The organism is Pseudomonas sp. 1L-C-7-B-C1 (assembly GCF_057291635.1).
The window spans coordinates 247,713-270,917 of record NZ_JBXAWH010000001.1; the positions used below are offsets into that span (position 1 = coordinate 247,713).

22 protein-coding genes are annotated in these 23,205 nt (G+C 60.4%); 7 read left to right on the top strand and 15 right to left on the bottom strand.

The window, feature by feature from the left end; genetic code table 11:
* Nucleotides 1–84 precede the first annotated feature (84 nt).
* The 3 genes from AC0Z8Z_RS01115 to cmoB all read left to right on the top strand — a co-directional run bounded on the left by AC0Z8Z_RS01115 (nucleotide 85) and on the right by cmoB (nucleotide 4,059).
* Nucleotides 85–2,205 (top strand): TonB-dependent siderophore receptor, encoded by a 2,121-nt coding sequence (locus AC0Z8Z_RS01115; protein ID WP_485617469.1) that lies wholly within the window; start codon nucleotides 85–87, stop codon nucleotides 2,203–2,205.
* Nucleotides 2,206–2,359: 154 nt separating this feature from the next.
* A complete protein-coding gene (gene cmoA / locus AC0Z8Z_RS01120; protein ID WP_485617470.1) occupies nucleotides 2,360–3,103 on the top strand; it encodes a carboxy-S-adenosyl-L-methionine synthase CmoA in 744 nt (247 codons plus the stop codon).
* On the top strand, nucleotides 3,100–4,059 hold the full coding sequence (cmoB, locus tag AC0Z8Z_RS01125) for a tRNA 5-methoxyuridine(34)/uridine 5-oxyacetic acid(34) synthase CmoB (protein WP_485617472.1): 960 nt from the start codon (nucleotides 3,100–3,102) through the stop codon (nucleotides 4,057–4,059). The genes cmoA and cmoB overlap by 4 nt, the downstream gene beginning before the upstream one ends.
* A 221-nt stretch (nucleotides 4,060–4,280) precedes the next feature.
* Here cmoB and pdxJ read toward each other — a convergent pair whose 3' ends face one another.
* The 11 genes from pdxJ to rpoE all read right to left on the bottom strand — a co-directional run bounded on the left by pdxJ (nucleotide 4,281) and on the right by rpoE (nucleotide 14,811).
* Nucleotides 4,281–5,036, bottom strand: a complete 756-nt coding sequence (gene pdxJ / locus AC0Z8Z_RS01130; RefSeq protein WP_485617473.1) for a pyridoxine 5'-phosphate synthase — start codon at nucleotides 5,034–5,036, stop codon at nucleotides 4,281–4,283.
* 89 nt (nucleotides 5,037–5,125) lie between these two features.
* Nucleotides 5,126–5,815, bottom strand: a complete 690-nt coding sequence (gene recO, locus AC0Z8Z_RS01135) for a DNA repair protein RecO (protein ID WP_485617474.1) — start codon at nucleotides 5,813–5,815, stop codon at nucleotides 5,126–5,128.
* Between the two features lie 203 nt (nucleotides 5,816–6,018).
* Nucleotides 6,019–6,921, bottom strand: coding sequence for a GTPase Era (era, locus tag AC0Z8Z_RS01140; protein WP_172609468.1), 903 nt, complete (start codon nucleotides 6,919–6,921; stop codon nucleotides 6,019–6,021).
* Nucleotides 6,914–7,603, bottom strand: coding sequence for a ribonuclease III (gene rnc, locus AC0Z8Z_RS01145; protein WP_122536062.1), 690 nt, complete (start codon nucleotides 7,601–7,603; stop codon nucleotides 6,914–6,916). The genes era and rnc overlap by 8 nt, the downstream gene beginning before the upstream one ends.
* Entirely contained in the window at nucleotides 7,600–7,977 is a 378-nt protein-coding gene (locus tag AC0Z8Z_RS01150) for a DUF4845 domain-containing protein (protein WP_205486904.1), read from the bottom strand. Before AC0Z8Z_RS01150 ends, rnc begins: the two co-directional genes overlap by 4 nt.
* 100 nt (nucleotides 7,978–8,077) lie before the next feature.
* Entirely contained in the window at nucleotides 8,078–8,932 is an 855-nt protein-coding gene (gene lepB, locus AC0Z8Z_RS01155) for a signal peptidase I (RefSeq protein ID WP_122536060.1), read from the bottom strand.
* A 9-nt stretch (nucleotides 8,933–8,941) separates the two neighbouring features.
* Complete coding sequence (lepA, locus tag AC0Z8Z_RS01160) at nucleotides 8,942–10,738, bottom strand: translation elongation factor 4 (protein ID WP_122536059.1); 1,797 nt, start codon at nucleotides 10,736–10,738, stop codon at nucleotides 8,942–8,944.
* Between the two features lie 171 nt (nucleotides 10,739–10,909).
* The gene (locus AC0Z8Z_RS01165; protein ID WP_438826295.1) at nucleotides 10,910–12,346 is read right to left on the bottom strand and encodes a DegQ family serine endoprotease; all 1,437 of its coding nucleotides are present in this window, start codon (nucleotides 12,344–12,346) and stop codon (nucleotides 10,910–10,912) included.
* 291 nt (nucleotides 12,347–12,637) lie between these two features.
* Nucleotides 12,638–13,600, bottom strand: coding sequence for a MucB/RseB C-terminal domain-containing protein (locus AC0Z8Z_RS01170; RefSeq protein WP_485617477.1), 963 nt, complete (start codon nucleotides 13,598–13,600; stop codon nucleotides 12,638–12,640).
* Between the two features lie 8 nt (nucleotides 13,601–13,608).
* Nucleotides 13,609–14,196, bottom strand: a complete 588-nt coding sequence (locus AC0Z8Z_RS01175) for a sigma-E factor negative regulatory protein (protein ID WP_205486901.1) — start codon at nucleotides 14,194–14,196, stop codon at nucleotides 13,609–13,611.
* A 33-nt stretch (nucleotides 14,197–14,229) separates the two neighbouring features.
* Nucleotides 14,230–14,811: an RNA polymerase sigma factor RpoE/AlgU gene (gene rpoE, locus AC0Z8Z_RS01180; RefSeq protein WP_037014368.1), complete on the bottom strand. Its 582-nt coding sequence runs from the start codon at nucleotides 14,809–14,811 to the stop codon at nucleotides 14,230–14,232.
* 493 nt (nucleotides 14,812–15,304) lie between these two features.
* Between rpoE and nadB the strand changes: the two genes are divergently transcribed.
* Complete coding sequence (nadB, locus tag AC0Z8Z_RS01185; RefSeq protein ID WP_485617479.1) at nucleotides 15,305–16,921, top strand: L-aspartate oxidase; 1,617 nt, start codon at nucleotides 15,305–15,307, stop codon at nucleotides 16,919–16,921.
* Here nadB and AC0Z8Z_RS01190 read toward each other — a convergent pair.
* Nucleotides 16,890–17,357, bottom strand: coding sequence for a protein YgfX (locus AC0Z8Z_RS01190; protein ID WP_485617480.1), 468 nt, complete (start codon nucleotides 17,355–17,357; stop codon nucleotides 16,890–16,892). The two genes, nadB and AC0Z8Z_RS01190, sit on opposite strands and share 32 nt — an antisense overlap.
* Nucleotides 17,341–17,595: an FAD assembly factor SdhE gene (locus tag AC0Z8Z_RS01195; protein ID WP_427684776.1), complete on the bottom strand. Its 255-nt coding sequence runs from the start codon at nucleotides 17,593–17,595 to the stop codon at nucleotides 17,341–17,343. The genes AC0Z8Z_RS01190 and AC0Z8Z_RS01195 overlap by 17 nt, the downstream gene beginning before the upstream one ends.
* A gap of 142 nt (nucleotides 17,596–17,737) precedes the next feature.
* Between AC0Z8Z_RS01195 and ygfZ the strand changes: the two genes are divergently transcribed.
* Complete coding sequence (ygfZ, locus tag AC0Z8Z_RS01200; RefSeq protein WP_485617481.1) at nucleotides 17,738–18,679, top strand: CAF17-like 4Fe-4S cluster assembly/insertion protein YgfZ; 942 nt, start codon at nucleotides 17,738–17,740, stop codon at nucleotides 18,677–18,679.
* 97 nt (nucleotides 18,680–18,776) lie between these two features.
* Complete coding sequence (locus AC0Z8Z_RS01205; RefSeq protein ID WP_485617482.1) at nucleotides 18,777–19,598, top strand: HDOD domain-containing protein; 822 nt, start codon at nucleotides 18,777–18,779, stop codon at nucleotides 19,596–19,598.
* A gap of 18 nt (nucleotides 19,599–19,616) precedes the next feature.
* Here the strand turns inward: AC0Z8Z_RS01205 and AC0Z8Z_RS01210 are convergent, their stop codons facing one another.
* Both AC0Z8Z_RS01210 and AC0Z8Z_RS01215 read right to left on the bottom strand, forming a co-directional pair.
* Complete coding sequence (locus AC0Z8Z_RS01210) at nucleotides 19,617–21,041, bottom strand: sensor histidine kinase (protein ID WP_122536051.1); 1,425 nt, start codon at nucleotides 21,039–21,041, stop codon at nucleotides 19,617–19,619.
* Complete coding sequence (locus AC0Z8Z_RS01215; protein ID WP_122536050.1) at nucleotides 21,034–21,705, bottom strand: response regulator; 672 nt, start codon at nucleotides 21,703–21,705, stop codon at nucleotides 21,034–21,036. The genes AC0Z8Z_RS01210 and AC0Z8Z_RS01215 overlap by 8 nt, the downstream gene beginning before the upstream one ends.
* Before the next feature lie 469 nt (nucleotides 21,706–22,174).
* Here AC0Z8Z_RS01215 and AC0Z8Z_RS01220 point away from each other — a divergent pair, with 469 nt between their 5' ends.
* Entirely contained in the window at nucleotides 22,175–23,155 is a 981-nt protein-coding gene (locus AC0Z8Z_RS01220) for a Bug family tripartite tricarboxylate transporter substrate binding protein (protein ID WP_122536049.1), read from the top strand.
* Nucleotides 23,156–23,205 lie beyond the last annotated feature (50 nt).

A 23,205-nucleotide genomic window follows, 5' to 3' on the forward strand; every position in this document is an offset into this window, starting at 1 on the left:
ATAAATGACATTGATTCTCAATTGTAACTTCCTGATAATTGAGAACCATCACCATTTGTAACATTCGCCGGAGCTTTGCCCGCCATGCGTCACTCGTTCCCCTTTTGCCCAAAGGCCCTTTCGTTAATTGCCCTGAGCGTGCTCAACACAGCGAATGCCGAAGAGACAGCGGTCAGCCTGCCCGCCACCGACGTGACGTCAACCGTCACTTATGGCGACACCGGCAACCCGCAGGGCTACCAGGGCAAACCCAGCAGCACCACCACTCGGCTGGACCTGACCAACCAGGAAACGCCCCAGGGCGTGACCAACATCAAGCGCGAGCAAATGGATGACTTCAAGCTCAACAGCATCCGCGATGTGTTGACCAGCACCCCCGGCGTCAACGTGCAGAAAGTCGAAACAGACCGCACCTACTTCACCGCGCGCGGTTTCGACATCAACAACTTCCAGTACGACGGCACGGCCATGCCGATGACCAATGGTTTGCTGGTGGGCGACATCGACCTGGCGCCCTACGAGCAGGTCGATATCGTACACGGCGCCAACGGCTTGATGTCCGGGGCCGGCAACCCCTCGGCCACGGTCAACTTCATCCGCAAACGCCCGACCTACGATCCCCAGGCAAAGATCGACGTGACCGCCGGTTCCTGGGACAAACGCCGGGTGGACATCGACGTCTCCGGCCCCCTGACCGACTCGGGCAACGTCCGCGGGCGCGTCATCTACGCCAACGAAAACGGCAACTCATACCTTGATCGCTACTCCCGCGAGAAGAACATCTTCAGCGGCCTGCTGGCATTCGATCTGAGCGACAGCGACACGCTGACCCTTGGTTACGAGGACCAGAAAACCAACGCCAATGGCTCAAGCTGGGGCGCACTGCCGTTGGCCGACGGCAATGGCAACGCCATTCATTACAGCAGCACCCATTCCAATATTTCCCAGCCGTGGGTGCATTGGGACGTTCACACGCAACGTGCGTTTGCCGAGTGGGAGCACACCTTCGCCAACGACTGGAAGTCGAGGCTGACCGTCGCCGGCGCCGAGCACCGCGAAGACACCGAGATGTTCTACATGTTGAGTTCCGCTGCCTCTCCCACCGGTTACAGCGGGCTGGGCTCAAAGTACAAAGACAAAAACCTCGAACTCAGCGGCGATTACTCGCTGAGCGGGCCCTTCATGCTGGGCGGTCGCGAGCATCAACTCACCTTTGGGGCCAACGCTGCGCGCCAGCGCAACCGCGAATCCTCCCAGTACGACGACGCTCTCAACTACGCGCCTGTGACCCTTGAAGATGCGCTGCATGGCTACCTGCCGCAGCCGAATTACGCCGCTGCTTTACCTGCTGCGACGTCGAACTACACCGATCGCCAGAAAAGCGTTTACGCCGGCGCGCGCTTCAGCCTGACCGACGACCTGCACCTGATCACCGGCGCGCGCATGCTCAGCGCGGACAGCAATGGCGACAACTATGGCTCCGCGCGGGAGGTGCGCATTCACGGCAAAGTCACGCCGTATGCCGGTATCGTCTACGACCTGACCCCCGAATACGCGCTGTACGCCAGTTACACCGAAGTCTTCAATCCGCAGTATTACCTCGACACCCAAGGCCGGGTGCTCGATCCCCTTGAAGGCAAAAGCTACGAGGCAGGCATCAAAGGTCAGTTGCTGGACAAGAAGCTCAACGTCAGCGCAGCGGTGTTCCATGCCAAGCAAGACAACGTGCCGGGCAGTTCGACCTATGACGCCAGCCTGGGCGGCTACGTATACGAGGCGATGTCCTACGACAGCAGCGGCGTGGAGCTGGAAGCGTCGGGCGAAGTGGCGCCGGGGCTGCAAGTCAACGGCGGGTACACCTACGTCTATATCACCGACGACAACGACAGCCGTGCGCGTAAATTCATCCCGCGCCACGCGCTGACATCGTCGATGACCTACCAGCTGCCGATGGCACCGAAGGTCAAGGTCGGCGGCAGCCTGAGCTGGCAGAGCAAGACTCAGAACGACGACTCGCCGGCGGCCCGCCAGGATGCCTACGCGCTCATCGGCCTGATGACCCGCTATGACATCGATCAGCACTGGAGCACCCAGCTCAACCTCAACAACCTGACCAACGAGAAATACCAACAGAGCCTGCGCTACAACCAGAGCAACTTCGGGGATCCACGCAACTTCACCGCGTCGGTGAGCTGGAAGTACTGATTACATGGCTTGAGTCCAAGCCGCGCACGGGCAACCGGCGCGGCTTTTTTACCCACGACGCAGACGTCAGCACACCAGCGATGAGATGAGGTTCCAGCCGAGGGACGGAATTGGCTAAAATGCCGCACTTTTCGCCTTGTCCCCCGGAATCGCCGTGAGCCCAGAACCCGACCGCCTATTCGCCCAGCCGCTGCCCCAGGTGCCCGACTTCGCCTTCAACGAAGACGTAGTGCGGGTGTTCCCGGACATGATCAAGCGCTCGGTGCCGGGCTACCCGACCATCGTCGAAAACCTCGGCGTGCTCGCGGCGCAGTTCGCCCAGCCCCACAGCGTGCTCTATGACCTTGGCAGTTCACTGGGCGCCGTCACTCAGGCGTTGCGCCGGCATGTGCGGACCGAGGATTGCCGGGTGATCGCCATCGACAACTCATCGGCGATGGTCGAGCGCTGCCGGGAGTACCTCAACGCCCAGGACTCGATGTACCAGGAGCTGCTGCCGGTGGAAGTCATCGACGGGGATATCTTGAATCTCGAGTTTCAGCCTGCCTCTGTGGTCGCGCTGAACTTCACCCTGCAATTCATCGCCCCCGACCAACGCCTCGCCCTGTTGACTCGCATTCGCCAGTCGTTGCTGCCCGGCGGTGCGCTGATCCTGTCGGAGAAGCTGCGCTTCGATGACACCGAAGAACAGGCGCTGCTCACCGATCTGCATGTCGCCTTCAAGCGCGCCAACGGTTACAGCGAGCTGGAGATCGCGCAGAAGCGCAGCGCGATCGAAAACGTGATGAAACCCGACAGCCTTGAGCAACACCGCGAACGGTTGGTTGCCGCCGGTTTCAGCAAAGTCGTGCCCTGGTTCCAGTGCCTTAATTTCGCCTCGTTGATTGCCCTGCCATGATTGATCTCGCTCCCCTGGTCCGCCGTCTGGCGGGCACGCCACTGTATGCCTGGGCCCAAGGCCTGCAGGCGCAACTCGACGCGAAGATGGAGAAGGGTCATGGCGACCTGGAACGCTGGCAAGGCGCGCTGAATGCCTTGCCAAACCTTAAGCCAAACCGCATCGAGCTCAAGGATGATTTCATCCTCGGCGCCGATTGCGATGACGCCACCCGCGAGCAGACCCGCGCCGCGCTGATGGGTCTGTCGCCGTGGCGCAAAGGCCCTTTCGATGTGTTTGGCGTGCACGTCGACACCGAATGGCGCTCGGACTGGAAATGGTCGCGGGTGTCGCCGCACCTTGATCTGAAAGGCAAGCGCGTTCTGGATGTGGGCTGCGGCAATGGTTATTACCAGTGGCGCATGCTGGGCGCGGGCGCCGACAGCGTCATTGGTGTCGACCCCAACTGGCTGTTCTTTTGCCAGTTCCAGGCCATGCAGCGTTACCTGCCGGACCTGCCGGCGTGGCATCTACCGTTCACCCTGGAAGATCTGCCCGCGCGGCTGGAAGGTTTCGACACGGTGTTTTCCATGGGCGTGCTCTATCACCGCAAGTCGCCCATCGATCACCTTCTGGCGCTGAAGGATTGCCTGGTCAAAGGCGGCGAGCTGGTGCTGGAAACCATGGTGGTGGAAGGCGACGCGAACCAAGTGCTGGTGCCGGAGGACCGCTACTCGCAGATGCGCAACGTGTGGTTCCTGCCATCAGTACCCGCACTGGAACTGTGGCTGCGCCGCGCGGGTTTTGTGGATGTGCGCTGCGTTGACGTCAGCACCACCACGGTGGAAGAACAACGCGGTACTGAGTGGATGCGGTTTCAGTCGCTGAGTGACTTCCTCGATCCGGCGGATCACAGCAAAACCGTGGAAGGACTGCCAGCGCCCCGGCGTGCGGTAATTGTGGGGCGCAAGCCCTAACGGCGCGCCCCTCGAAAGTTAAGCGAATAGTGTACTTGTGGGAGCGAGCTTGCTCGCGAAGGCATTCTGTCTGCCGACATAGGGGTGAGAGTGCCGGCCTCTTCGTGAGCAAGCTCACTCCCACAAGATTGTGTCTGCTGTGCGACAGCGCGTTGAGCTGACGATGAGGCCCATGTGGGAGCGAGCTTGCTCGCGAAGGCGCTCGAGGTCACTCCCTCAGATCACCTGCCATGAGCAGAATCCGCCGCCGCCAGAATCAACGCCTTCATCTCCGACACTGCCGACTTGAAGCCGACAAACAGCGCATGGGCCACCAGCGCGTGGCCGATGTTCAGCTCGTTAATGCCCTTGATCGCCGCTACGGCTTCAACGTTGTGATAGTGCAAACCATGGCCGGCATTGACGATCAGGCCCTGGGCCAAACCAAACGCAACGCCATCGGCAATGCGCTTGAGTTCTTCGGCCACAGCCGCCGGGGTTTCGGCATCGGCATAACGGCCAGTGTGCAGTTCGATGGCCGGCGCGCCAACCCGGGCGGACGCTGCTATCTGTCGCTCATCGGCATCGATGAACAACGAGACTTCGCTGCCAATGGCCGACAACCGCTCAACCGCCGCCTTGATGCGCGCTTCCTGACCGGCGACGTCCAGCCCGCCCTCGGTGGTCAGTTCCTGACGGGTTTCCGGCACCAGGCAGATGTGCGCGGGCCGAATGCCCTCGGCGAACGCCATCATCGCTTCGGTAACGCCCATCTCGAAATTCATGCGCGTTTGCAGCACGTCTTTCAGCAGCAACACGTCGCGCTCCTGAATGTGTCGACGGTCCTCACGCAAATGCACGGTGATGCCGTCGGCGCCTGCTTCTTCAGCATCCAGGGCGGCCTTGACCGGATCGGGATAGCGCGTGCCCCGGGCCTGGCGCAGGGTAGCAACGTGGTCGATGTTCACGCCGAGCAGAATGCGAGTGCTGTGGGTCACGGGGTTCTCCTGATTACTGTGGCGGTGCCAACCAGTGGTGGCTGATTGCGCACGCGAGGAAGGATTTTCTAGGTTTGCGCGGCAGGACGCTAGAGTTTGCGAAACAATTCACGGCTGACCAGCGGCCGCCCGCCCAGATGCACGGCCAGGGCCTGGCGCATCAGACGCTTGGCGGCCGACAACGCGCCTGGCGAACTCCAGTCCGCCTCGGACATCGCCTGCAATTCGGCGCCCTGAAACAATCCCGGCTGAAACAGGTAAACCCGCTCAAGGCCTGCATCCACCTGAAGCCGGTACATGCCATCGCTCGCCAGTGGCTCGCCGTTCACATCCGCATCCAGCGCGAAGCCGTAACCGAGATCGTCCAGCAGCCGCCACTCGAACGAACGCAGCAACGGTTCCAGCGCGCGCCCTTCGGCCAAGGCGACAAGCGTCGCGGCGTAATGTTCGAACACGCTCGGGTGGGGGTCTTCGGCGGGCAACAGGCGAATCAGCAGCTCATTGAGATAAAGACCGCTGAACAGCGCCTCACCTTCCAGCCATGTAGCGACGCCGGAGCCTTCCATTCTTCCTACGTTCTTCAACTCGCCCCGCCCGCGAAACTCGACTTCCAGCGGCACGAATGGCCGCGCCATCGTCCCCGCCTTCCCCCGAGCGCTGCGCAACACTGCACGCATGCGACCCTGCGGGGTGATGAAATCGACCAGTGCGCTGTTTTCGCGGTACGCACGGCTGTGCAACACATAGGCGAGCTGACCGACGGGAGGGGGCTGTGACATGGCTATCTCGATGAAAGAACACGGCAGAACGGGCCATCTGAAACAACTGCGGGAGCGAGCTCGCTCGCGAAGACACAGGTTCATGCGCTAAATCTTCAGCGACTGAAATGCCGTCTTCGTGAGCAAGCTCACTCCCACAGAATTGCATGTGCAGCATGGATCTGCCGACAGGGCAGTTTCCACGGACCAGCGGTGCCGCCGTGTTACAAGTCGCCGTAACCCAGCGAACGCAACGCACGCTCGTCATCGGACCAGCCGCCTTTGACCTTGACCCACAGATTGAGCATGACTTTGGAATCGAACAGCACTTCCATGTCGCGGCGCGCATCCGAGCCGATGCGCTTGATCCGCTCGCCCTTGTCGCCAATGATGATTTTCTTCTGCCCGTCCCGCTCGACCAGAATCAGCGCGTGGATATGCAGCGTTTTGCCCTGCTGCTTGAATTGCTCGATCTCGACGGTGATCTGATAAGGCAGCTCGGCACCGAGCTGACGCATGATCTTCTCTCGGACCAGCTCTGCCGCAAGGAAACGGCTGCTGCGGTCGGTGATCTGATCTTCCGGAAAGAAGTGCTCATTCTCCGGCAGCTGATCGGCGATGACTTTCTCCAGCGCTTCCAGGTTATGCCCCTGCTGCGCCGAGATCGGGATGATCTGGGCGTTCGGCAGTTGCTCCTGCAGCCAGGACAAATGCGGCATCAGCGCGCCCTTGTCTTCGATGCGGTCAGTCTTGTTCAGCGCCACGATCAGCGGGCCGGTCACGTACTGGACGCGCTCGAGGACCATCTGGTCTTCTTCGGTCCACTTGGTGCGATCTACCACGAAGATCACCACGTCGACGTCTTTCAACGCTGCCGAGGCGGTTTTGTTCATGTAGCGGTTAAGCGCTTTGTCGCTGTTTTTGTGCATGCCGGGTGTATCGACGTAGACCGCCTGCACGGCGCCTTCAGTCTTGATGCCGAGCATGTTGTGACGGGTCGTCTGCGGCTTGCGCGACGTGATCGCCAGTTTCTGGCCGAGGATGTGGTTCAGCAGCGTCGACTTGCCCACGTTTGGCCGGCCAACGATGGCAACATAGCCACAGCGTGTTGCAGGTGAATCAGTCATTGCCATTCTCCACACCCAGGGCGATAAGGGCTGCGGCCGCTGCTACCTGTTCGGCAATGCGACGGCTAACGCCTTGTCCCCGGCTTTTTTCATTCAATAAAGAGATCTCGCATTCGACGAAGAAGATTCGGCAATGCGGCTCGCCCTGGATATCCACCACTTCATAGCGGGGCAGATCACAGGCGCGTGACTGAAGGAATTCCTGCAGCCGTGTTTTCGGGTCTTTGTTGGTGTCGACCAGCGTCAGGGTGTCGAACTCGCTGGCCAGCCAGGCGAGCACGCGATCCCTTGCCATGTCCATGCCGGCGTCGAGGTAGATCGCGCCGATCAGGGCTTCCAGCGCGTCGGCCAGAATCGACTCACGTCGAAAACCGCCACTCTTCAGCTCACCCGAGCCCAGGCGCAGGTACTCACCCAGGTCGAAACCACGGGCCAGCAGCGCGAGGGTCTCGCCTTTTACCAAGCGAGCGCGCAAGCGGGACAACTGACCTTCCCGTGCCTGGGGGAAACGCTCGAAAAGCGCTTCGCCGGCGACGAAGTTGAGAATGGCATCACCGAGGAATTCCAGACGTTCGTTGTTGCGTCCGGCAAAACTGCGGTGGGTCAGGGCCAGGATCATCAGTTCCTGATCCTTGAAGGTATAGCCGAGCTGACGCTCCAGGCGACTCAATGAAACGCTCACGGTTTACCCACGCTGAATTCGTGGTCGAACTTGACCACCAGATCGATGTTCTGGATCAGTGGCTCACGTTTTTCGTAGTTCAAATGGGCGAGGAACCTGTTGTTCTCCGTCGTCACAGTTAACGCCTTGTTCAAATCCAAATCCCGAATGTTATTGACCTGCATGCCTTTGGCCACGTAGGCGTAAAGGTCACCGGCGTTGGTGATGTCTGCCGTGCGATCGGTGCCGGCAGTTTCGATGATTTTCTTCATCGACAGGTAGTCCATGTAATGCGGCACGATCTTGGCGGCGGTGCTTCCGACAAAGGCCAGAATCGCCAGCAGCACCAGCCAGCCGATGAACGACAGGCCCTTTTGCGGACCGGCAGACGTCATGGTTGCTTTCAAGAGTAGCCCTTCCCTGTCACCTGCGAGATCAGCCACGCAACATGGCCCTGAATGACATACGGCGCTGCCAGTGGCAGCGCCGCATCGATTACTTGATCAGACCGACTCGCGAGAAGTTCGGAAAGTGGCTGAGCTTGGGTTCGGGCCAGCTCATCCAGACCGCGAACGCCTTGCCGACGATGTTCTTGTCGGGGACCATGCCCAGCTCGTCCTTGGGAATATTGGGGTCATCCCAGTAACGGCTGTCGTTCGAGTTGTCGCGGTTGTCGCCCATCATGAAATAGTGCGCGGCAGGCACGGTCCACTCGTGGTCAGGCGGCGCGCGGTAGCGGCTCATTTCCTGGCGGATCTGGTGTTCCACCTCGCCCAGCTTCTCGTTGTAAAGCTCTGCGCTGCCCAGCGTGCCGGGCTCAGAACCGATCAGCTGCTTGGCCACCAGTTGCCCGTTGATGAACAACTGCTTGTCGTTGGTGTAGCGAATCACATCCCCTGGCAGGCCGACGACGCGCTTGATGTAGTTGACCGTGGGGTCGCTCGGGTAGCGGAACACCATCACGTCGCCACGCTGCGGATCGCCGACCGGGATGACCTTCAGGTCGATCACCGGCAAGCGGATGCCGTATGAGAACTTGTTCACCAGGATGAAATCGCCGACATCCAGCGTTGGCTTCATCGAGCCCGACGGGATCTGGAACGGCTCAACCAGAAACGAGCGAAGCACCAGAACGATGAACAACACCGGAAAGAACGACTTGCCGTATTCGACGAGGAACGGCTCCTTGTTCAACCGGTCCACGACCGCGACATCAGGCTGGCTCACGCTGCCTTGATAGTTCGCTATCGCGTTGCGGCGACGCGGCGCCAATATGATCAGATCGAACAGGGCCAGCAAACCGCAGACAAACACGGCGACGACCAGCAACAGCGGGAAATTGAGTGACATAGGGCCTGACTATTCCAACCTGAGCACTGCAAGGAAGGCTTCCTGTGGAATTTCCACGTTGCCAACCTGCTTCATGCGTTTCTTACCGGCCTTCTGCTTCTCGAGCAGCTTGCGCTTACGGCTGACGTCGCCGCCATAACATTTGGCCAGTACGTTCTTTCTGAGCGCCTTGACGGTTGTACGCGCGATAATCTGGCCGCCAATGGCTGCCTGGATTGCCACGTCGAACATCTGACGAGGAATCAGTTCTTTCATCTTTTCAGTCAACGCGCGGCCTTTGTAGGCGGCATTGTCACGATGCACGATCAGCGCCAGAGCGTCGACCTTTTCACCGTTGATCATCACGTCCAGACGAACCAGGTTGGCCGACTGATAACGATCGAAATGGTAGTCCAGCGACGCGTAACCACGGCTGGTCGACTTCAGTCGGTCGAAGAAATCCAGGACCACTTCGTTCATCGGCAAATCGTAGGTCACTTGCACCTGCGTACCCAGGAACAGCATGTCGTGCTGAATGCCACGTTTCTCGATACACAGCGTAATGACGTTGCCCAGGTGCTCTTGAGGCACAAGAATGTTCGCCCGCACGATCGGCTCACGCATGTCCTCGATCGTGGACAGGTCTGGCAATTTCGACGGGTTGTCGACGTAAATGGTTTCACCGGTCTTCAGCAGCAGCTCGAAGATTACCGTCGGCGCGGTGGTGATCAGGTCCAGGTCGTACTCGCGCTCAAGGCGCTCCTGGATGATCTCCATGTGCAGCATGCCGAGGAAGCCGCAGCGGAAACCGAAGCCCAGCGCGTCGGAGCTTTCCGGCAGATATTGCAGGGAAGAGTCATTCAGCGTCAGCTTCTGCAGCGCATCGCGGAAATCTTCGAAGTCATCGGAGCTGACCGGGAACAGACCCGCGTAGACCTGCGGCTGAATACGCTTGAAGCCGGGCAGCACCGGAACGTCTGGCGTGGTGCTCAGGGTCAGGGTGTCGCCCACTGGCGCGCCGTGAATGTCCTTGATGCCTGCGATGATAAAGCCCACTTCGCCGGCTTTCAGATCAGCGGTGGCGCTGTGCTTGGGGTTGAACACGCCCACGCTGTCGACCAGGTGCATCTTGCCGGTCGACTTCACCAGAATCTTGTCGCCTTTCTTGACCCGGCCGTGACGCACACGCACCAGGGACACAACGCCCAGGTAGTTGTCGAACCACGAATCGATGATCAGCGCCTGCAGCGGGTCTTCGATGTTGCCGGTCGGCGCGGGAATGGTATGGACCAGACGCTCGAGCACCTCGTCAACGCCCAGGCCGGTCTTGGCGCTGCAGACCACGGCATCAGTGGCATCGATGCCGATGATCTTTTCGATTTCTTCCTTGACGCGATCCGGATCGGCCTGGGGCAGGTCGATCTTGTTCAGGACCGGCATGACTTCCAGGCCCTGTTCGATAGCGGTGTAGCAGTTGGCGACGGATTGGGCTTCTACGCCCTGACCGGCATCGACCACCAGCAACGCGCCCTCACATGCCGCCAGCGAGCGGCTGACTTCGTAGGTGAAGTCAACGTGCCCCGGGGTATCAATGAAGTTGAGCTGGTAGGTGATCCCGTCCTTCGCCTTGTAATAAAGCGTGACGCTGTGGGCTTTGATCGTAATCCCGCGCTCACGCTCCAGGTCCATGGAATCGAGGACCTGAGCTTCCATCTCGCGCTCGGTCAGGCCGCCGCACATCTGGATGAAACGGTCGGCCAGCGTCGACTTGCCATGGTCAATGTGGGCGATGATGGAGAAATTGCGGATATGACTCAAATCACTCACGGATCAACACTCGAAAAAGGTCGCAGGCAGACTGCCCGCCAAAAATAGCCGGGAATTGTACCTGAAGGAACGATCAGGCGTCACGTTCACGCGCAGCGCCTGCTCGCCATGCGCCGCGGGCACACAAAAAAAGGAGCGGTCTGACCGCTCCTTTTCGCTGTGCCTGACGGGTTATTCCGCCAGCTTGAACGTGATGAATGTCGCGCGGCCCTGACGCAGAACGCGCATGGAAACTGAGCGATTCTTCGGCAGGCCCTTGGCCACTTCGGTGAACTGCTTGGACGAAGTGATCGCCTGGTTATTCAGGTGAGTGATGACATCACCCGCCTGCAAACCGATGAGCGAAGCAGGACCATCCTGAACTTCCTTGATGACGACGCCGCCCTTGAGGTCCAGCGATTTCATCTGCTCAGCGGTCAGATCAACCACCGAAACGCCCAGACGGTTGCTGCTGCGCTCGACACCGGTGTCGGCTGCGCCCATTTCTTCGCCTTCGGCAGGCAACGCGCCCACGGTCACAGTGAGTTTCTGACGCTTGCCGTCGCGAATCACTTCGAGTTCGGCCTTGCTCCCGTCCTTCAGGTTGCCGATCAGGTGCGGCAAGTCTGCGGACATGACGATCGGCGTGCCGTTGGCGCTCAGGATCACGTCGCCGACCTGCAGACCACCCTTGGCGGCCGGCCCATCTTCAAGGACTTGAGCCACCAGCGCACCGGCCGGCTTGTCCAGACCAAACGACTCGGCCAGGTCTTTGTTGACTTCCTGAATCACGACACCCAGCCAGCCACGGTTGACCTTGCCACTGGCTTTGAGCTGGTTGGCAACGTCCATCGCCACGTCGATCGGGATCGCGAACGACAGGCCCATGAAGCCACCGGAGCGGGTGAAGATCTGCGAGTTGATACCCACCACTTCGCCCGCCATGTTGAACAGCGGACCGCCCGAGTTACCCGGGTTAATCGCAACGTCCGTCTGGATGAACGGCACGTACGTGTCATTTGGCAGGCTGCGGCCCTTGGCGCTGACAATGCCTTTGGTCACCGAGTGGTCGAAGCCGAATGGCGAGCCAATCGCCAGCACCCACTCACCGACTTTCAGCTTATCGGAGTTACCCAGCTTGACGGTGGGAAGGTCCTTGCCATCGATCTTCAGCACCGCAACGTCGGTACGTGGATCGGTGCCGATCAGCTTGGCCTTCATCTCGCTGCGATCCGAAAGACGCACAAGAATTTCGTCGGCGCCATCAATGACGTGGTTGTTGGTCAGGATGAAACCATCAGCGGAGATGATAAAGCCCGAGCCTAATGACTGCGCCTCACGCTGACGATCGCCCTTGCCCCCTCCTGGCGGGCGGGAGCCGGGCGGCGTGCTGCGCTCGAGAAATTCGCGCAGCATCGGTGGCAGGCCTTCCAGATCAGGCATCTGACCCTGGGCAACCGAGCGGTCCGGCAACTTCTGCCGCGTACTGATGTTGACGACGGCGGGGGAGGCCTGCTCCACCAGAGAGGTGAAGTCCGGCAAGGCTTCGGCCTGAGCGGTGATGACCTGTCCAAGCATCAGCACAGCGGCCATCCAGACCAGGTAAGGTTTAAAGCGTGGTATCGACATATGGCTCCCGTTTACAACGAGCATGGTTAAGCGGTACGAGCCCGCAGGCTCGCGAAGCATCTGTGCGCTGCAGCTTCCTGCAGCACCTGTATCTGCTCCAGTTTCCTGGACCCTGAAACAACAAAGGCCACAGCTGCGAAGCTGTGACCTATAGAAAAAAACACATCCAATTGCAACCGACAAAGCGCACTAAACATTTCATCAGTACCAGTGAAGCCCATATTTAAAGGCTTGTGAACGTGAACCGACCGGATGAAACCTTTTTCATCGTGGGCATCACCGGTGTGTAAATCAGTTTTTGCTCGTCGCCGCAGCGTCGTTTCGCATGGACAACGCAATGCGCTCGGCCGTCCCGATCGGGATCTCGCCCACCACCGTCACCATGGCATCCCCTTTCGCCGTCGAGACGCGACGGGAGACGGCAACGGTCGGGCCCAGCTGAGTGCGAATATCCGTCACCGCCGCGCCGCTGACCGGCTCAACAAACACAGAGAAACGTGCCAGGCCATCGTCATACATCAGACTCGTCACAAGATCCTTCGAGTCAGGATCCTTGCGTGCCGCAGCGCTGCTCAAGTCAAAACCTGGCGGCAGCCAATTGGAACGCCATGCCACCGTTTGCTTAGGAGCATCAGACTTGGATTTGACCACTTCGACCGGCTTGCAGCCAGCGCCAGGCGAGAGCATCTGATCGATCAGTGACTGGGAGGTATTGAGGTCAGTGAATTGAAAACGCTCGAGCAATTGGCCCTTGTCGCTGAGCAGCAAAGACTTGAGCGGCAAGCCGGTTTCACTGTCGAGGTGCAATTCGATGCCGTAACGGTGCTGATCGCGAGGGGTCAGTGTGACGACGTTAGCCAGGCGTCCGGCAACACGCGAGGTGCCTGCCGACTTGATGTCATACCAGGAAGATAGCCTGGCAGCATCAAAAGCTCGGGCCGCAGAGTCCGGAACACTGGAGGCGCCCTCTTCGAGGATACCGCTGGCGCACTGGGTAACCCCATTGACGCGCAACACCTCTTGAGGCGTGCCATCCAGTTGAAGAAGATGCTCCCGAACCTTGCCATCGGCGACGCGCTGCCAGATTCGGTGAGTGGAGAAGCTGCCGTTACGTTCATAAACGAATGTTCCGGTGTAGCTTTGCTGCTGCTCAGCCTGCGCAAGACGTTTCAACTGATCTTGCGCGTCATCGGCATGAGCTGGAAGGACCAGCCATCCGCCCAGCAAAAGCGGCAGTAGAGGGATGGCGCGCATGATCCTCCTTAACGGTTTTCCAGGCTTGCGGCACGGGCGAATGGCAGAGCGCCTTCGGCACCTTTCGTTGCCGCTTGCTGCGCGTGCTGGCGCAGGTAACCTGGCAGACGCTGGTCATGCCAACCAGCCTGATTCTGCAGCACACCGCTTGCCATCGGACCCGGAGACTGTTCGCCTTCGGTGTAGCCTGCCAGTACCGCCGGGCCTTTGGCCTGCGGCATGGCAACGTTGGTCGGCTGGGTTTGCTGGGCCAGTTGTGCCCCTGCGATTTCGTCCTGGTTATACAAACGTACGCCTGCCAGGACGGCAACGGTCACCGAGGCGGCCACGGCGAGACGACCCAGCGTGCGCCAAGGACCGCGACCGGCCTTGAGCGGGCTGACTTCATCAGCAATCCCGGCAGCAACGGCGGCCGAAATATCCAGATGAGGGATCAGTAGTTCTTTATGCATGGCTGCACGGGCAATCTGATAACGGGACCAGGTGGCACGTGTATCCGCATCTTCAATAGCGCTAAGCACTCGACGCAGTTCCAATTCGTCCGCTTCGTTATCCATCACCGCGGACAGCGATTCCTGCAGGGCTTCACGACTCATGGCGGTTCCTCTCTTGTGGCTATCGCCGCTGTCTCAGGTTTCCTGCAACAGAGGTTGCAAGGCTTTGTCGATGGCTTCCCGAGCGCGAAAAATGCGAGAGCGCACGGTACCAACGGGACATTGCATGACACTGGCAATGTCTTCGTAACTCAGACCGTCGAACTCACGCAAAGTTAAAGCTGTACGCAAATCTTCTGGCAGTAGCTGGATAGTTCGGTGGACGGTGCCCTCGATCTCATCCCGCAATAATGCCCGCTCCGGCGACTCGATATCCTTGAGGCCGTGATCGCCGTCATAGAACTCCGCGTCTTCGGATCTGACATCGCTGTCCGGCGGCCGCCGACCTCGCGACACCAGATAGTTCTTCGCCGTGTTGATGGCGATACGGTACAGCCACGTATAAAACGCACTGTCGCCGCGGAAGTTACCAAGTGCGCGGTAGGCTTTGATAAACGCCTCTTGCGCAACATCCTGGGCTTCGTGGGTGTCGTGAACAAATCTCACGATCAACCCAAGAATCTTGTGCTGATATTTCACCACTAGCAGATCAAAGGCTCGCTTGTCGCCGCGCTGAACGCGTTCAACCAGCTGCTGATCTTCTTCCTGGGTTAGCATGAACACTCCTCATAAAGCTTAAAGGAGCATCGCATCGGCTCTTTCGCAGGCTTGCAAACATAGACTCGGGCTTTAAGCAAAAGTTCTCCCCCCTTCAAGCAAGTTTCCGGCGGGCGTCTGCTGCCCGCGCGAAAAACGCCGCTCGAACCAGGTCGGCTGCGTAAATAATCTTGTCGTCATAAGCGCTCGCATTGACTTGAACCACCAACGCGTAACGTCGACGCTGTTCCTTTATGGGCAACCCACTATTGAACGTACGGGTTCATGAAAAGTTCCCATCGCTCACCTTTGGGCGTAGGACCCGCATCCCATCAGCTGTAGGACTCAATCCGAATGAAGCTGTAGGAAAGATCGCATCCATCAAACGGGGTGCAGGACGTCGCAGGGTGGCGCACACTTCGCTACCACCGCGATCTACCCTTGCCATAAAGCGCGGCTATTGTGCCGTTCCACCCTTGCTTATACTAGTGGCCATTTAGACGCCGGGACCGAGATGAGTCAGCATTTCCAGCACGACGTATTGGTAATAGGCTCCGGTGCAGCCGGTTTGAGCCTTGCACTGACATTGCCCGGGCATCTGCGCGTGGCGGTTCTCAGCAAAGGCGATCTGGCGAACGGCTCGACCTTCTGGGCCCAGGGTGGCGTTGCGGCGGTGCTGGATGACGCAGACACCGTTCAGTCCCACGTCGAAGACACCCTCAATGCGGGCGGCGGCCTGTGCAGAGAAGACGCGGTCCGCTTTACAGTGGAGCACAGCCGCGAGGCCATCCAGTGGCTGATCGACTTGGGCGTTCCGTTTACCCGGGATGATCCATCCACCGTGGTGGACGGCGGCTTCGGGTTCCACCTGACGCGCGAGGGCGGGCATAGCCATCGCCGGATCATTCACGCCGCCGATGCCACCGGCGCGGCGATCTTTCGCACGTTGCTGGCGCAGGCCAGGTCCCGTCCCAATATCGAATTGCTGGAACAGCGCGTGGCGGTCGATCTCATCACCGAATCGCGGCTGGGCCTGGAAGGTCAGCGTTGCCTGGGCGCCTATGTGCTGGATCGTTCGACGGGCGAAGTCGACACCCACAGCGCGCGTTTCACCATTTTGGCGTCCGGCGGCGCGGCTAAAGTTTATCTGTACACCAGCAATCCCGACGGCGCTTGCGGCGACGGCATCGCGATGGCCTGGCGCTCGGGCTGCCGGGTGGGCAACCTGGAATTCAACCAGTTCCACCCCACCTGCCTGTACCACCCGCAAGCCAAGAGTTTTCTGATTACCGAGGCCCTGCGCGGCGAAGGCGCTTACCTGAAGCTACCCAATGGCGAGCGCTTCATGCAGCGTTTTGACCCACGGGCCGAGCTGGCACCCCGCGACATCGTTGCCCGCGCCATTGACCATGAGATGAAGCGCCTGGGCGCCGACTGCGTGTTTCTGGACATCAGCCACAAGCCCGAAGACTTCATCAAAGGGCACTTCCCAACCGTGTACGAACGCTGCCTGACATTCGGCATCGACATCACGCGTCAACCGATTCCCGTGGTCCCGGCCGCCCACTACACCTGTGGTGGCGTTGTGGTTGATCAGCAGGGCCGCACTGATGTGCCCGGGCTTTACGCCATCGGCGAGACCAGTTTCACCGGCCTGCACGGTGCCAATCGCATGGCCAGCAACTCCCTGCTGGAATACTTCGTGTACGCCCGCTCGGCAGCGGCGGACATCGTGACTCAGCTCGAGCACATCCCGCAGCCGCAAAACCTGCCGGCATGGGATTCGAGTCAAGTAACCGATTCCGACGAAGACGTGATCATTGCCCACAACTGGGATGAGCTGCGTCGGTTCATGTGGGACTACGTGGGGATTGTGCGTACCAACAAGCGTCTGCAGCGCGCCCAGCATCGGGTGCGGCTGTTGCTGGACGAGATCGACGAGTTTTACAGCAACTATAAGGTCAGTCGCGATCTGATCGAGCTGCGCAACCTGGCCCAGGTCGCAGAGCTGATGATTGCGTCGGCGATGGCGCGCAAGGAGAGCCGAGGGCTGCACTACACGCTGGATTACCCGGACCTGTTGCCCGAAGCGCTGGACACTATTCTGGTGCCGCCCACCTTCGCCGGCTGAACTTAAGCCGTAAACGCAGGCGTCGGTGGCTGTCCGGGGCCATGGCGTCTGCCGGGATGCACAGGCTTCGCACCCACACACGGCTCAGCCAGTGGCCCGTCGGCACCCGGAAACGCAGCACGACCATGTGCGGCAGCGCCAGGCTGTCCGGGCGTAGCTGCACCGGTTGCCAACCGCCCTCCTCGCTCCACAACGCCCATCCGCTGCTGTCACGCCGCAGCCCCGTGGATGACTGCGGCTGATCAAGCAGAATGGATGGGCGAAGGCGACGTGATGCATGCAAAGCGCACAGCAGAATGCCGACGGCTTTGGCCCACAGGGGCACTGACAGGAGGACTATCGAGGTCAGCGCAACGATTTGCGTGACGAGGTACGCCGTCAGCAGCGCCCGGGAGGCTTGCCAACGGCATTCGAAACGATCACTTCGGCTGGACACGGTCCAGAATCATCCGAACCATGCGCTGCAGCTCCGGGTCTTCAGACTCCGCGCGCTGCATGAACCAGCCGAACATGTCCTGGTCTTCGCAGGTCAGCAGGCGGACATAGAGGTCTCGATCGACCTGGCTGAGCGTCGGATAGACTTCTTTGACGAATGGCACCAGCAACACGTCCAGCTCGAGCATGCCGCGACGGCTGTGCCAAAAGAGGCGATTGAGTTCAACATCTTCGACCATGGAGGGCTCCTCGAATTTGCCGGCGAGTATACAGGCGCATCGTCTCGGGGCGTACTTGCAGTTAGTCGCAGCTTTTTGCGTATACCCATTAGCGACACGCGGCACTATGATGGTGCCCCAGACTTCTACCCTGCGATGACTCATGGCCGTTCCAGCATTTTTCTGCCCCCTGTCCCACGAAGGTGTGCTCGCCGTTCGCGGCGTGGATGCCGGCAAGTTCCTGCAAGGCCAACTGACTTGCAACATCGACTACCTCAGCGAAGCCAAGGCTACCCTCGGGGCGCGCTGCACCCAGAAAGGCCGCATGCAGTCCAGCTTTCGCATCCTGCTTGAAGGCGACGGCATATTGCTGGCAATGGCCAGCGAGCTGATCGACGCGCAATTGCTGGATCTGAAGAAGTACGCCGTCTTCTCTAAATCCAAATTGACCGACGAAAGCGCATCCTGGGTGCGATTCGGCTTGCAAGACGGCGACGGCGCGCTGGTCAGCCTGGGCCTTGATCTTGCGCAGGAGACCGATTCGGTCGTCCGCGCCAATGACCTGATTGCCATTCGCGTCTCCCCTGCCCGCGCCGAATTGTGGCTACGTGCCGAACAGGCCGATGACGTGCGCAGCCGCCTGATCGCCCACGTGCCGGAAGCGCCCCTCAACGACTGGCTGCTGGGGCAGATCCGCGCCGGCATTGGCCAGGTGTTCGGGCAGACCCGTGAAGAATTGATTCCGCAGATGATCAATCTGCAAGCCGTGGGCGGGGTGAGCTTCAAGAAAGGTTGCTACACCGGCCAGGAAATCGTGGCGCGGATGCAATACCTCGGCAAGCTGAAACGCCGGCTGTACCGTCTGACTATGGGCGACAGCGAAGTGCCTGAGCCGGGTGTTGCATTGTTTTCGCCCGTACATTCGAGCGCGGTAGGCAACGTTGTGATCGCGGCCCGGTCTGATGTCGGGACCGAGGTGCTGGCGGTTGTGCAGGCGGATGCGGCGGAAGATGGTCAAATCCATCTTGGCGCGGCAGATGGCCCGAACCTGCAACTAGATGAATTGCCATACACGCTCGACGCGAAGCTCGAAACCCAGCGTTGAACCCGGTTGAAGCATGTGCAAAACGTCAGCGTGGTTGCCAGCGCCGTAATCCCGAGCGGACGGCCGTTGGCCGGAATGCAATGTCCAGAGATCCAATATGAGTAGCATGGCTGACGAAGTGCAGAGGGATCTGATCAAGGCGATCGACAAGGATGCTCTGTTTCTGCCAACTCTCCCGGAAGTCGCGCTGAGGATTCGCATGGCGGCGGAAGACTCGGAAATCTCCATTGCTGCGCTGAGCAAAGTCATTGGCAGCGACACGGCGCTTTCCGCCCGCCTGATCAAAGTCGTCAACAGCCCCCTGCTGCGGCCCAACTTTGAAGTCAGCGACGTGCTGACCGCAGTTCGACGTCTGGGCGTGAACTACAGCAGTAACCTGGCCATCGGGCTGGTGGTGGAGCAGATGTTTCACGCCAAGTCCGCCGTCATCGAAGCCAAGATGCGCGACATCTGGAAACTCAGCATGCAGGTGGCCGGGGTCTGTAATGTCCTGAGCTACCGCAGCCCACGACTGAAGGCCGACAGGGCCACGCTGGCCGGGCTTATTCACCTCATTGGTGTGCTGCCGATCCTGACCTACGCCGAGGACAACTACGAGTTGCTTTCCGACCCTATCAGCCTCAATCACGTCATTGAACGGATTCATCCGATCATCGGTGAGAGGCTGCTGCGGTCATGGGATTTCCCGGACGCCCTGGCGATCGTGCCTCGGGAATTCCAGAGTTTCAGCCGTGTCTCGGGTCAGGCTGACTACGTTGACCTGGTGCAGGTCGCGACGATTCATATTCATGAAATGAACGGCACGCCTTACCCGAACCTGAGCTTCAAGTCCGTGCCGGCGGTAGCGCAACTGGGCCTGAACATGGCCGACGGCGGGCTTATCAATGAGATGAACGAGGCGATGACGCTGTTGTACTGATCGCTATGGCTTGCCCGGTCAAACCAGCCCCACCAGTCCCGACTCCGGCACCATAAAGCTCACCCTTACTTTCAAGCCCCGTTGTGCGCCGTCGTGCAAGGTGATGCGCGCCAAATGTGCCCTGCAGATTTCTCCCACAATCGCCAACCCCAGGCCCGAACCCTTGCTCTGCTGATTGCGCCGGTAGAAGCGCTCGAACACCCGGTCACGCTCGTGGGCCGGGATGCCGGGGCCGTCGTCCTCGACTTCAAGCACGCAGGGGGCATGGACACGCAGAATCACATTGCCGCCCGCCGGGGTGTGGGCCAGGGCGTTATCCACCAGATTGCTCAGCAGTTCGTTGAGCAACGTGGGTTCGCCGCGCATCCACACCGGCTCGTCGGCTTCCAGCGCCAATGCCACACCCCGGGCGTGGGCCAGCGGCGCCATGGCCATGCCCAGTTCGCGGGCCAGTTGGCTGAGGTCGAGCAACTGCGCCCCACCTTCGGCGATGGCCCGCGCGCCATTCTCGATGCGCGCCAGCGACAACAACTGGTTGGCCAGATGGGTCAGCTTGTCGGTGCCGGAGGCGGCGCTTTCGAGGGTGTTGCGCCATGCCGCAGGCTCGTGGTCTCGCAGACCCAGCTCCAGTCGCGCTTTCAATGCCGCCAGCGGCGTTCGCAACTCATGGGCCGCGTCGGCGATAAATTGCGCCTGACGCTCGAACTGCATGCGCAGCCTTTCGGTGAAGTGGTTGAGCGAGCTGACCAGCGGGCGCAACTCGTGCTGAACCTCGACCAGCGGCAGCGAGCGCAAATCGTCAGGCTGGCGTTCTTCCACCGCCGTGCGCAGGCGATCCAGGGGTCGCAAGGCGGCGCTGACGGTGAACCAGACCAGCAGCAACGCGCCACCGCCCAGCATGCCCAGCCGCAGCAGCGTATCGGCCATCAGCGCCTGGGCCATGTCCACCCGGGCTTCTTCGGTTTCGGCGACGCGAATCTCGGCCATGCCGTTCATGTTCGGCTCGCTGACGGCCTTGAGCAGGCTGACCACGCGCACGTCCTGGCCCTGATAACGGCCGCTGTAGAACTTGGCGAGGGCCGGATAAGCGTCGGTGCGCGGCGTACCTGGCGGCGGCGCGGGGATGTTTTCGTAGCCCGAAATGAGCTTTTGATCGATGTCGTTGACCTGGTAGTAAATGCGCCCGGCGCTGTCGTAGGCGAAGGTGTCCAGGGCCACATAGGGCACGTCGGCGCTGAGGGTGCCGTCGTGTTCCGACAACCCGGCGGCGATGGTCCGCGCCGAGGCCAGCAAGGTGCGATCGTAGGCGGTGTCTGCCGCTTCGCGCCCGTTCCAGTAGGCGCTCATGCCGCTGGCGATCATCAGCACCACCAGCAGTAATCCCAGGTTCCACAGCAAGCGCCAGCGCAGGCTGTTTTCGGCTGCGGGAAACGGATTAAGCATCGCGGCTTTCCAGCAGGTAACCCAGGCCCCGGAACGTCACGATCGCGATCGGGTGCCCGTCCAGCTTCTTGCGCAGGCGGTGCACGTAGATTTCGATGGCGTCGGCGCTGGCCTCTTCGTCCAGACCAAACACTTGCGCGGCCAGTTGTTCCTTGCTCATGACCCGACCGGGCCGGGCGATCAGTGATTCGAGCACCGATTGTTCTCGGGAGGTCAGGGTGAGCAGTTCTTCACCGAGCGTGAACCTTCGGGTGTCGAGGTCGTAGACCAGCTCGCCGCAGCGTTGCTGGCGTTCGCCTCCGAGCACGCTGCGGCGCAGCAACGCCTTGACCCGAGCTTCCAGCTCCGACAGTTCAAAGGGTTTGGCCAGGTAGTCATCGGCGCCGAGGTTCAGGCCGTGGACCCTGTCCTTGACGTCGCTGCGGGCAGTCAGCATCAGCACCGGAGTGTTTTTGCCCCGCGCCCGCAGACGTGCCAGCACCTCGAAACCGTCCATGCGCGGCAGGCCGACATCGAGCACCACCGCGGCATAGTCTTCGCTGCTCAGGGCCAGATCAGCTGCAACGCCGTCGTGCAGAACGTCAACGGTCAGGCCGCTGCTCTTGAGCGCCAGCGCGACACTTTCAGCCAGTTGCAGATGATCTTCGACGAGCAGGACACGCATCGACTTCTCCCGAGTGAGCATTTTATGGGCGGAGTTTACAGGCGCGCCGCCGTCAGGGAAGGCCCGGTGCGCGGGAAAGCCACCCTCCGATCTGGAAGCGGATCAGGTGAACGCTTTCTGAAAGGTAGTTGAAAGGTTGATGAAAGCTTCGCTGATTAGGATCCCGTCACGACTTGTCACGATTGCGTCTGTGACGCTGCTGATGCCAGGGTCGTGACGAAAAACGCCTTGATGCGTTTTCAACAATAAAAACAATATCGGAGTCATCAGTGATGCCCTCACTGCAACCCTCGGCCCTCGTGCCGCCTGAATCCCGTTGTGTTTACTGTTCACCTCGCAGCCCTGTTGCGCGGTGTTTCGTCACGTCTGCATCTTGTCGGCCGACCCTTTCGCGAGGGCGTGAGACGACTGCCTGACAAACGTACGACTGCCTGCCCCATTAAAACAACAACTCCTCTGGAGACGGACCATGAACCTATCGTTGCGCCATATCAGCGTTGCCGCCAGCTGCCTGCTGATGGCCACCCAATTGTGGGCCGCCGAGCCCAATCGTCCTGAATGCATCGCGCCGGCCTCGCCCGGCGGCGGCTTCGACCTGACCTGCAAGCTGGCGCAAAGCGCGCTGATCAACGAGAAGATCCTCTCCAAACCGATGCGCGTCACCTACATGCCGGGCGGCGTCGGCGCCGTGGCGTACAACGCGGTAGTCGCTCAGCGCCCGGCCGACGCCGGCACACTGGTGGCCTGGTCCAGCGGTTCGTTGTTGAACCTGGCCCAGGGCAAGTTCGGCCGTTTCGACGAGAACGCCGTGCGCTGGCTTGCCGCCGTCGGCACCAGCTACGGCGCGATCGCTGTCAAGGCTGATTCGCCCTACAAGAACCTCGACGATCTCGTTAAAGCCCTGAAAGCCGACCCGGGCAAAGTGGTCATCGGCTCCGGCGGCACCGTGGGCAGCCAGGACTGGATGCAGACCGCGCTGATCGCCAAGGCTGCCGGCATCAACCCGCGCGAACTGCGTTACGTCGCCCTGGAAGGCGGCGGTGAAATCGCCACTGCCCTGCTCGGCGGCCATATTCAAGTGGGCTCCACCGACATTTCCGACTCCATGCCGCACATCCTCAGCGGCGACATGCGCCTGCTGGCGGTGTTCTCCGAAGAGCGTCTGGACGAGCCGGAAATGAAGAACATCCCGACCGCCAAAGAACAAGGCTACGACATCGTCTGGCCGGTGGTGCGCGGTTTCTATCTGGGGCCAAAGGTGTCGGACGAGGACTACAACTGGTGGAAAGCGGCCTTCGACAAGCTGCTGGCCTCGGAAGACTTCGCCAAGCTGCGCGATCAGCGTGAGCTGTTCCCGTTCGCCATGACCGGTGAAGAGCTGGACAAGTATGTGAAAACCCGCGTGGCCGAGTACAAGACGCTGGCCAAGGAATTCGGCCTGATTCAGTGACTGAACTGCATCGACCGGTCTTCGATTGACTGAGGATTGCGCCGCCTGCG

Coding starts and splice junctions, on each gene's coding strand:
- AC0Z8Z_RS01115 (WP_485617469.1), top strand. CDS start 85: ATGCGTCACTCGTTCCCCTTTTGCCCAAAGGCCCTTTCGTTAATTGCC.
- cmoB (WP_485617472.1), top strand. CDS start 3,100: ATGATTGATCTCGCTCCCCTGGTCCGCCGTCTGGCGGGCACGCCACTG.
- recO (WP_485617474.1), bottom strand. CDS start 5,815: ATGTCACAGCCCCCTCCCGTCGGTCAGCTCGCCTATGTGTTGCACAGC.
- era (WP_172609468.1), bottom strand. CDS start 6,921: ATGACTGATTCACCTGCAACACGCTGTGGCTATGTTGCCATCGTTGGC.
- AC0Z8Z_RS01150 (WP_205486904.1), bottom strand. CDS start 7,977: ATGACGTCTGCCGGTCCGCAAAAGGGCCTGTCGTTCATCGGCTGGCTG.
- lepB (WP_122536060.1), bottom strand. CDS start 8,932: ATGTCACTCAATTTCCCGCTGTTGCTGGTCGTCGCCGTGTTTGTCTGC.
- AC0Z8Z_RS01165 (WP_438826295.1), bottom strand. CDS start 12,346: ATGTCGATACCACGCTTTAAACCTTACCTGGTCTGGATGGCCGCTGTG.
- AC0Z8Z_RS01170 (WP_485617477.1), bottom strand. CDS start 13,600: ATGCGCGCCATCCCTCTACTGCCGCTTTTGCTGGGCGGATGGCTGGTC.
- AC0Z8Z_RS01175 (WP_205486901.1), bottom strand. CDS start 14,196: ATGAGTCGTGAAGCCCTGCAGGAATCGCTGTCCGCGGTGATGGATAAC.
- rpoE (WP_037014368.1), bottom strand. CDS start 14,811: ATGCTAACCCAGGAAGAAGATCAGCAGCTGGTTGAACGCGTTCAGCGC.
- nadB (WP_485617479.1), top strand. CDS start 15,305: ATGAGTCAGCATTTCCAGCACGACGTATTGGTAATAGGCTCCGGTGCA.
- AC0Z8Z_RS01195 (WP_427684776.1), bottom strand. CDS start 17,595: ATGGTCGAAGATGTTGAACTCAATCGCCTCTTTTGGCACAGCCGTCGC.
- ygfZ (WP_485617481.1), top strand. CDS start 17,738: ATGGCCGTTCCAGCATTTTTCTGCCCCCTGTCCCACGAAGGTGTGCTC.
- AC0Z8Z_RS01205 (WP_485617482.1), top strand. CDS start 18,777: ATGAGTAGCATGGCTGACGAAGTGCAGAGGGATCTGATCAAGGCGATC.
- AC0Z8Z_RS01210 (WP_122536051.1), bottom strand. CDS start 21,041: ATGCTTAATCCGTTTCCCGCAGCCGAAAACAGCCTGCGCTGGCGCTTG.
- AC0Z8Z_RS01215 (WP_122536050.1), bottom strand. CDS start 21,705: ATGCGTGTCCTGCTCGTCGAAGATCATCTGCAACTGGCTGAAAGTGTC.
- AC0Z8Z_RS01220 (WP_122536049.1), top strand. CDS start 22,175: ATGAACCTATCGTTGCGCCATATCAGCGTTGCCGCCAGCTGCCTGCTG.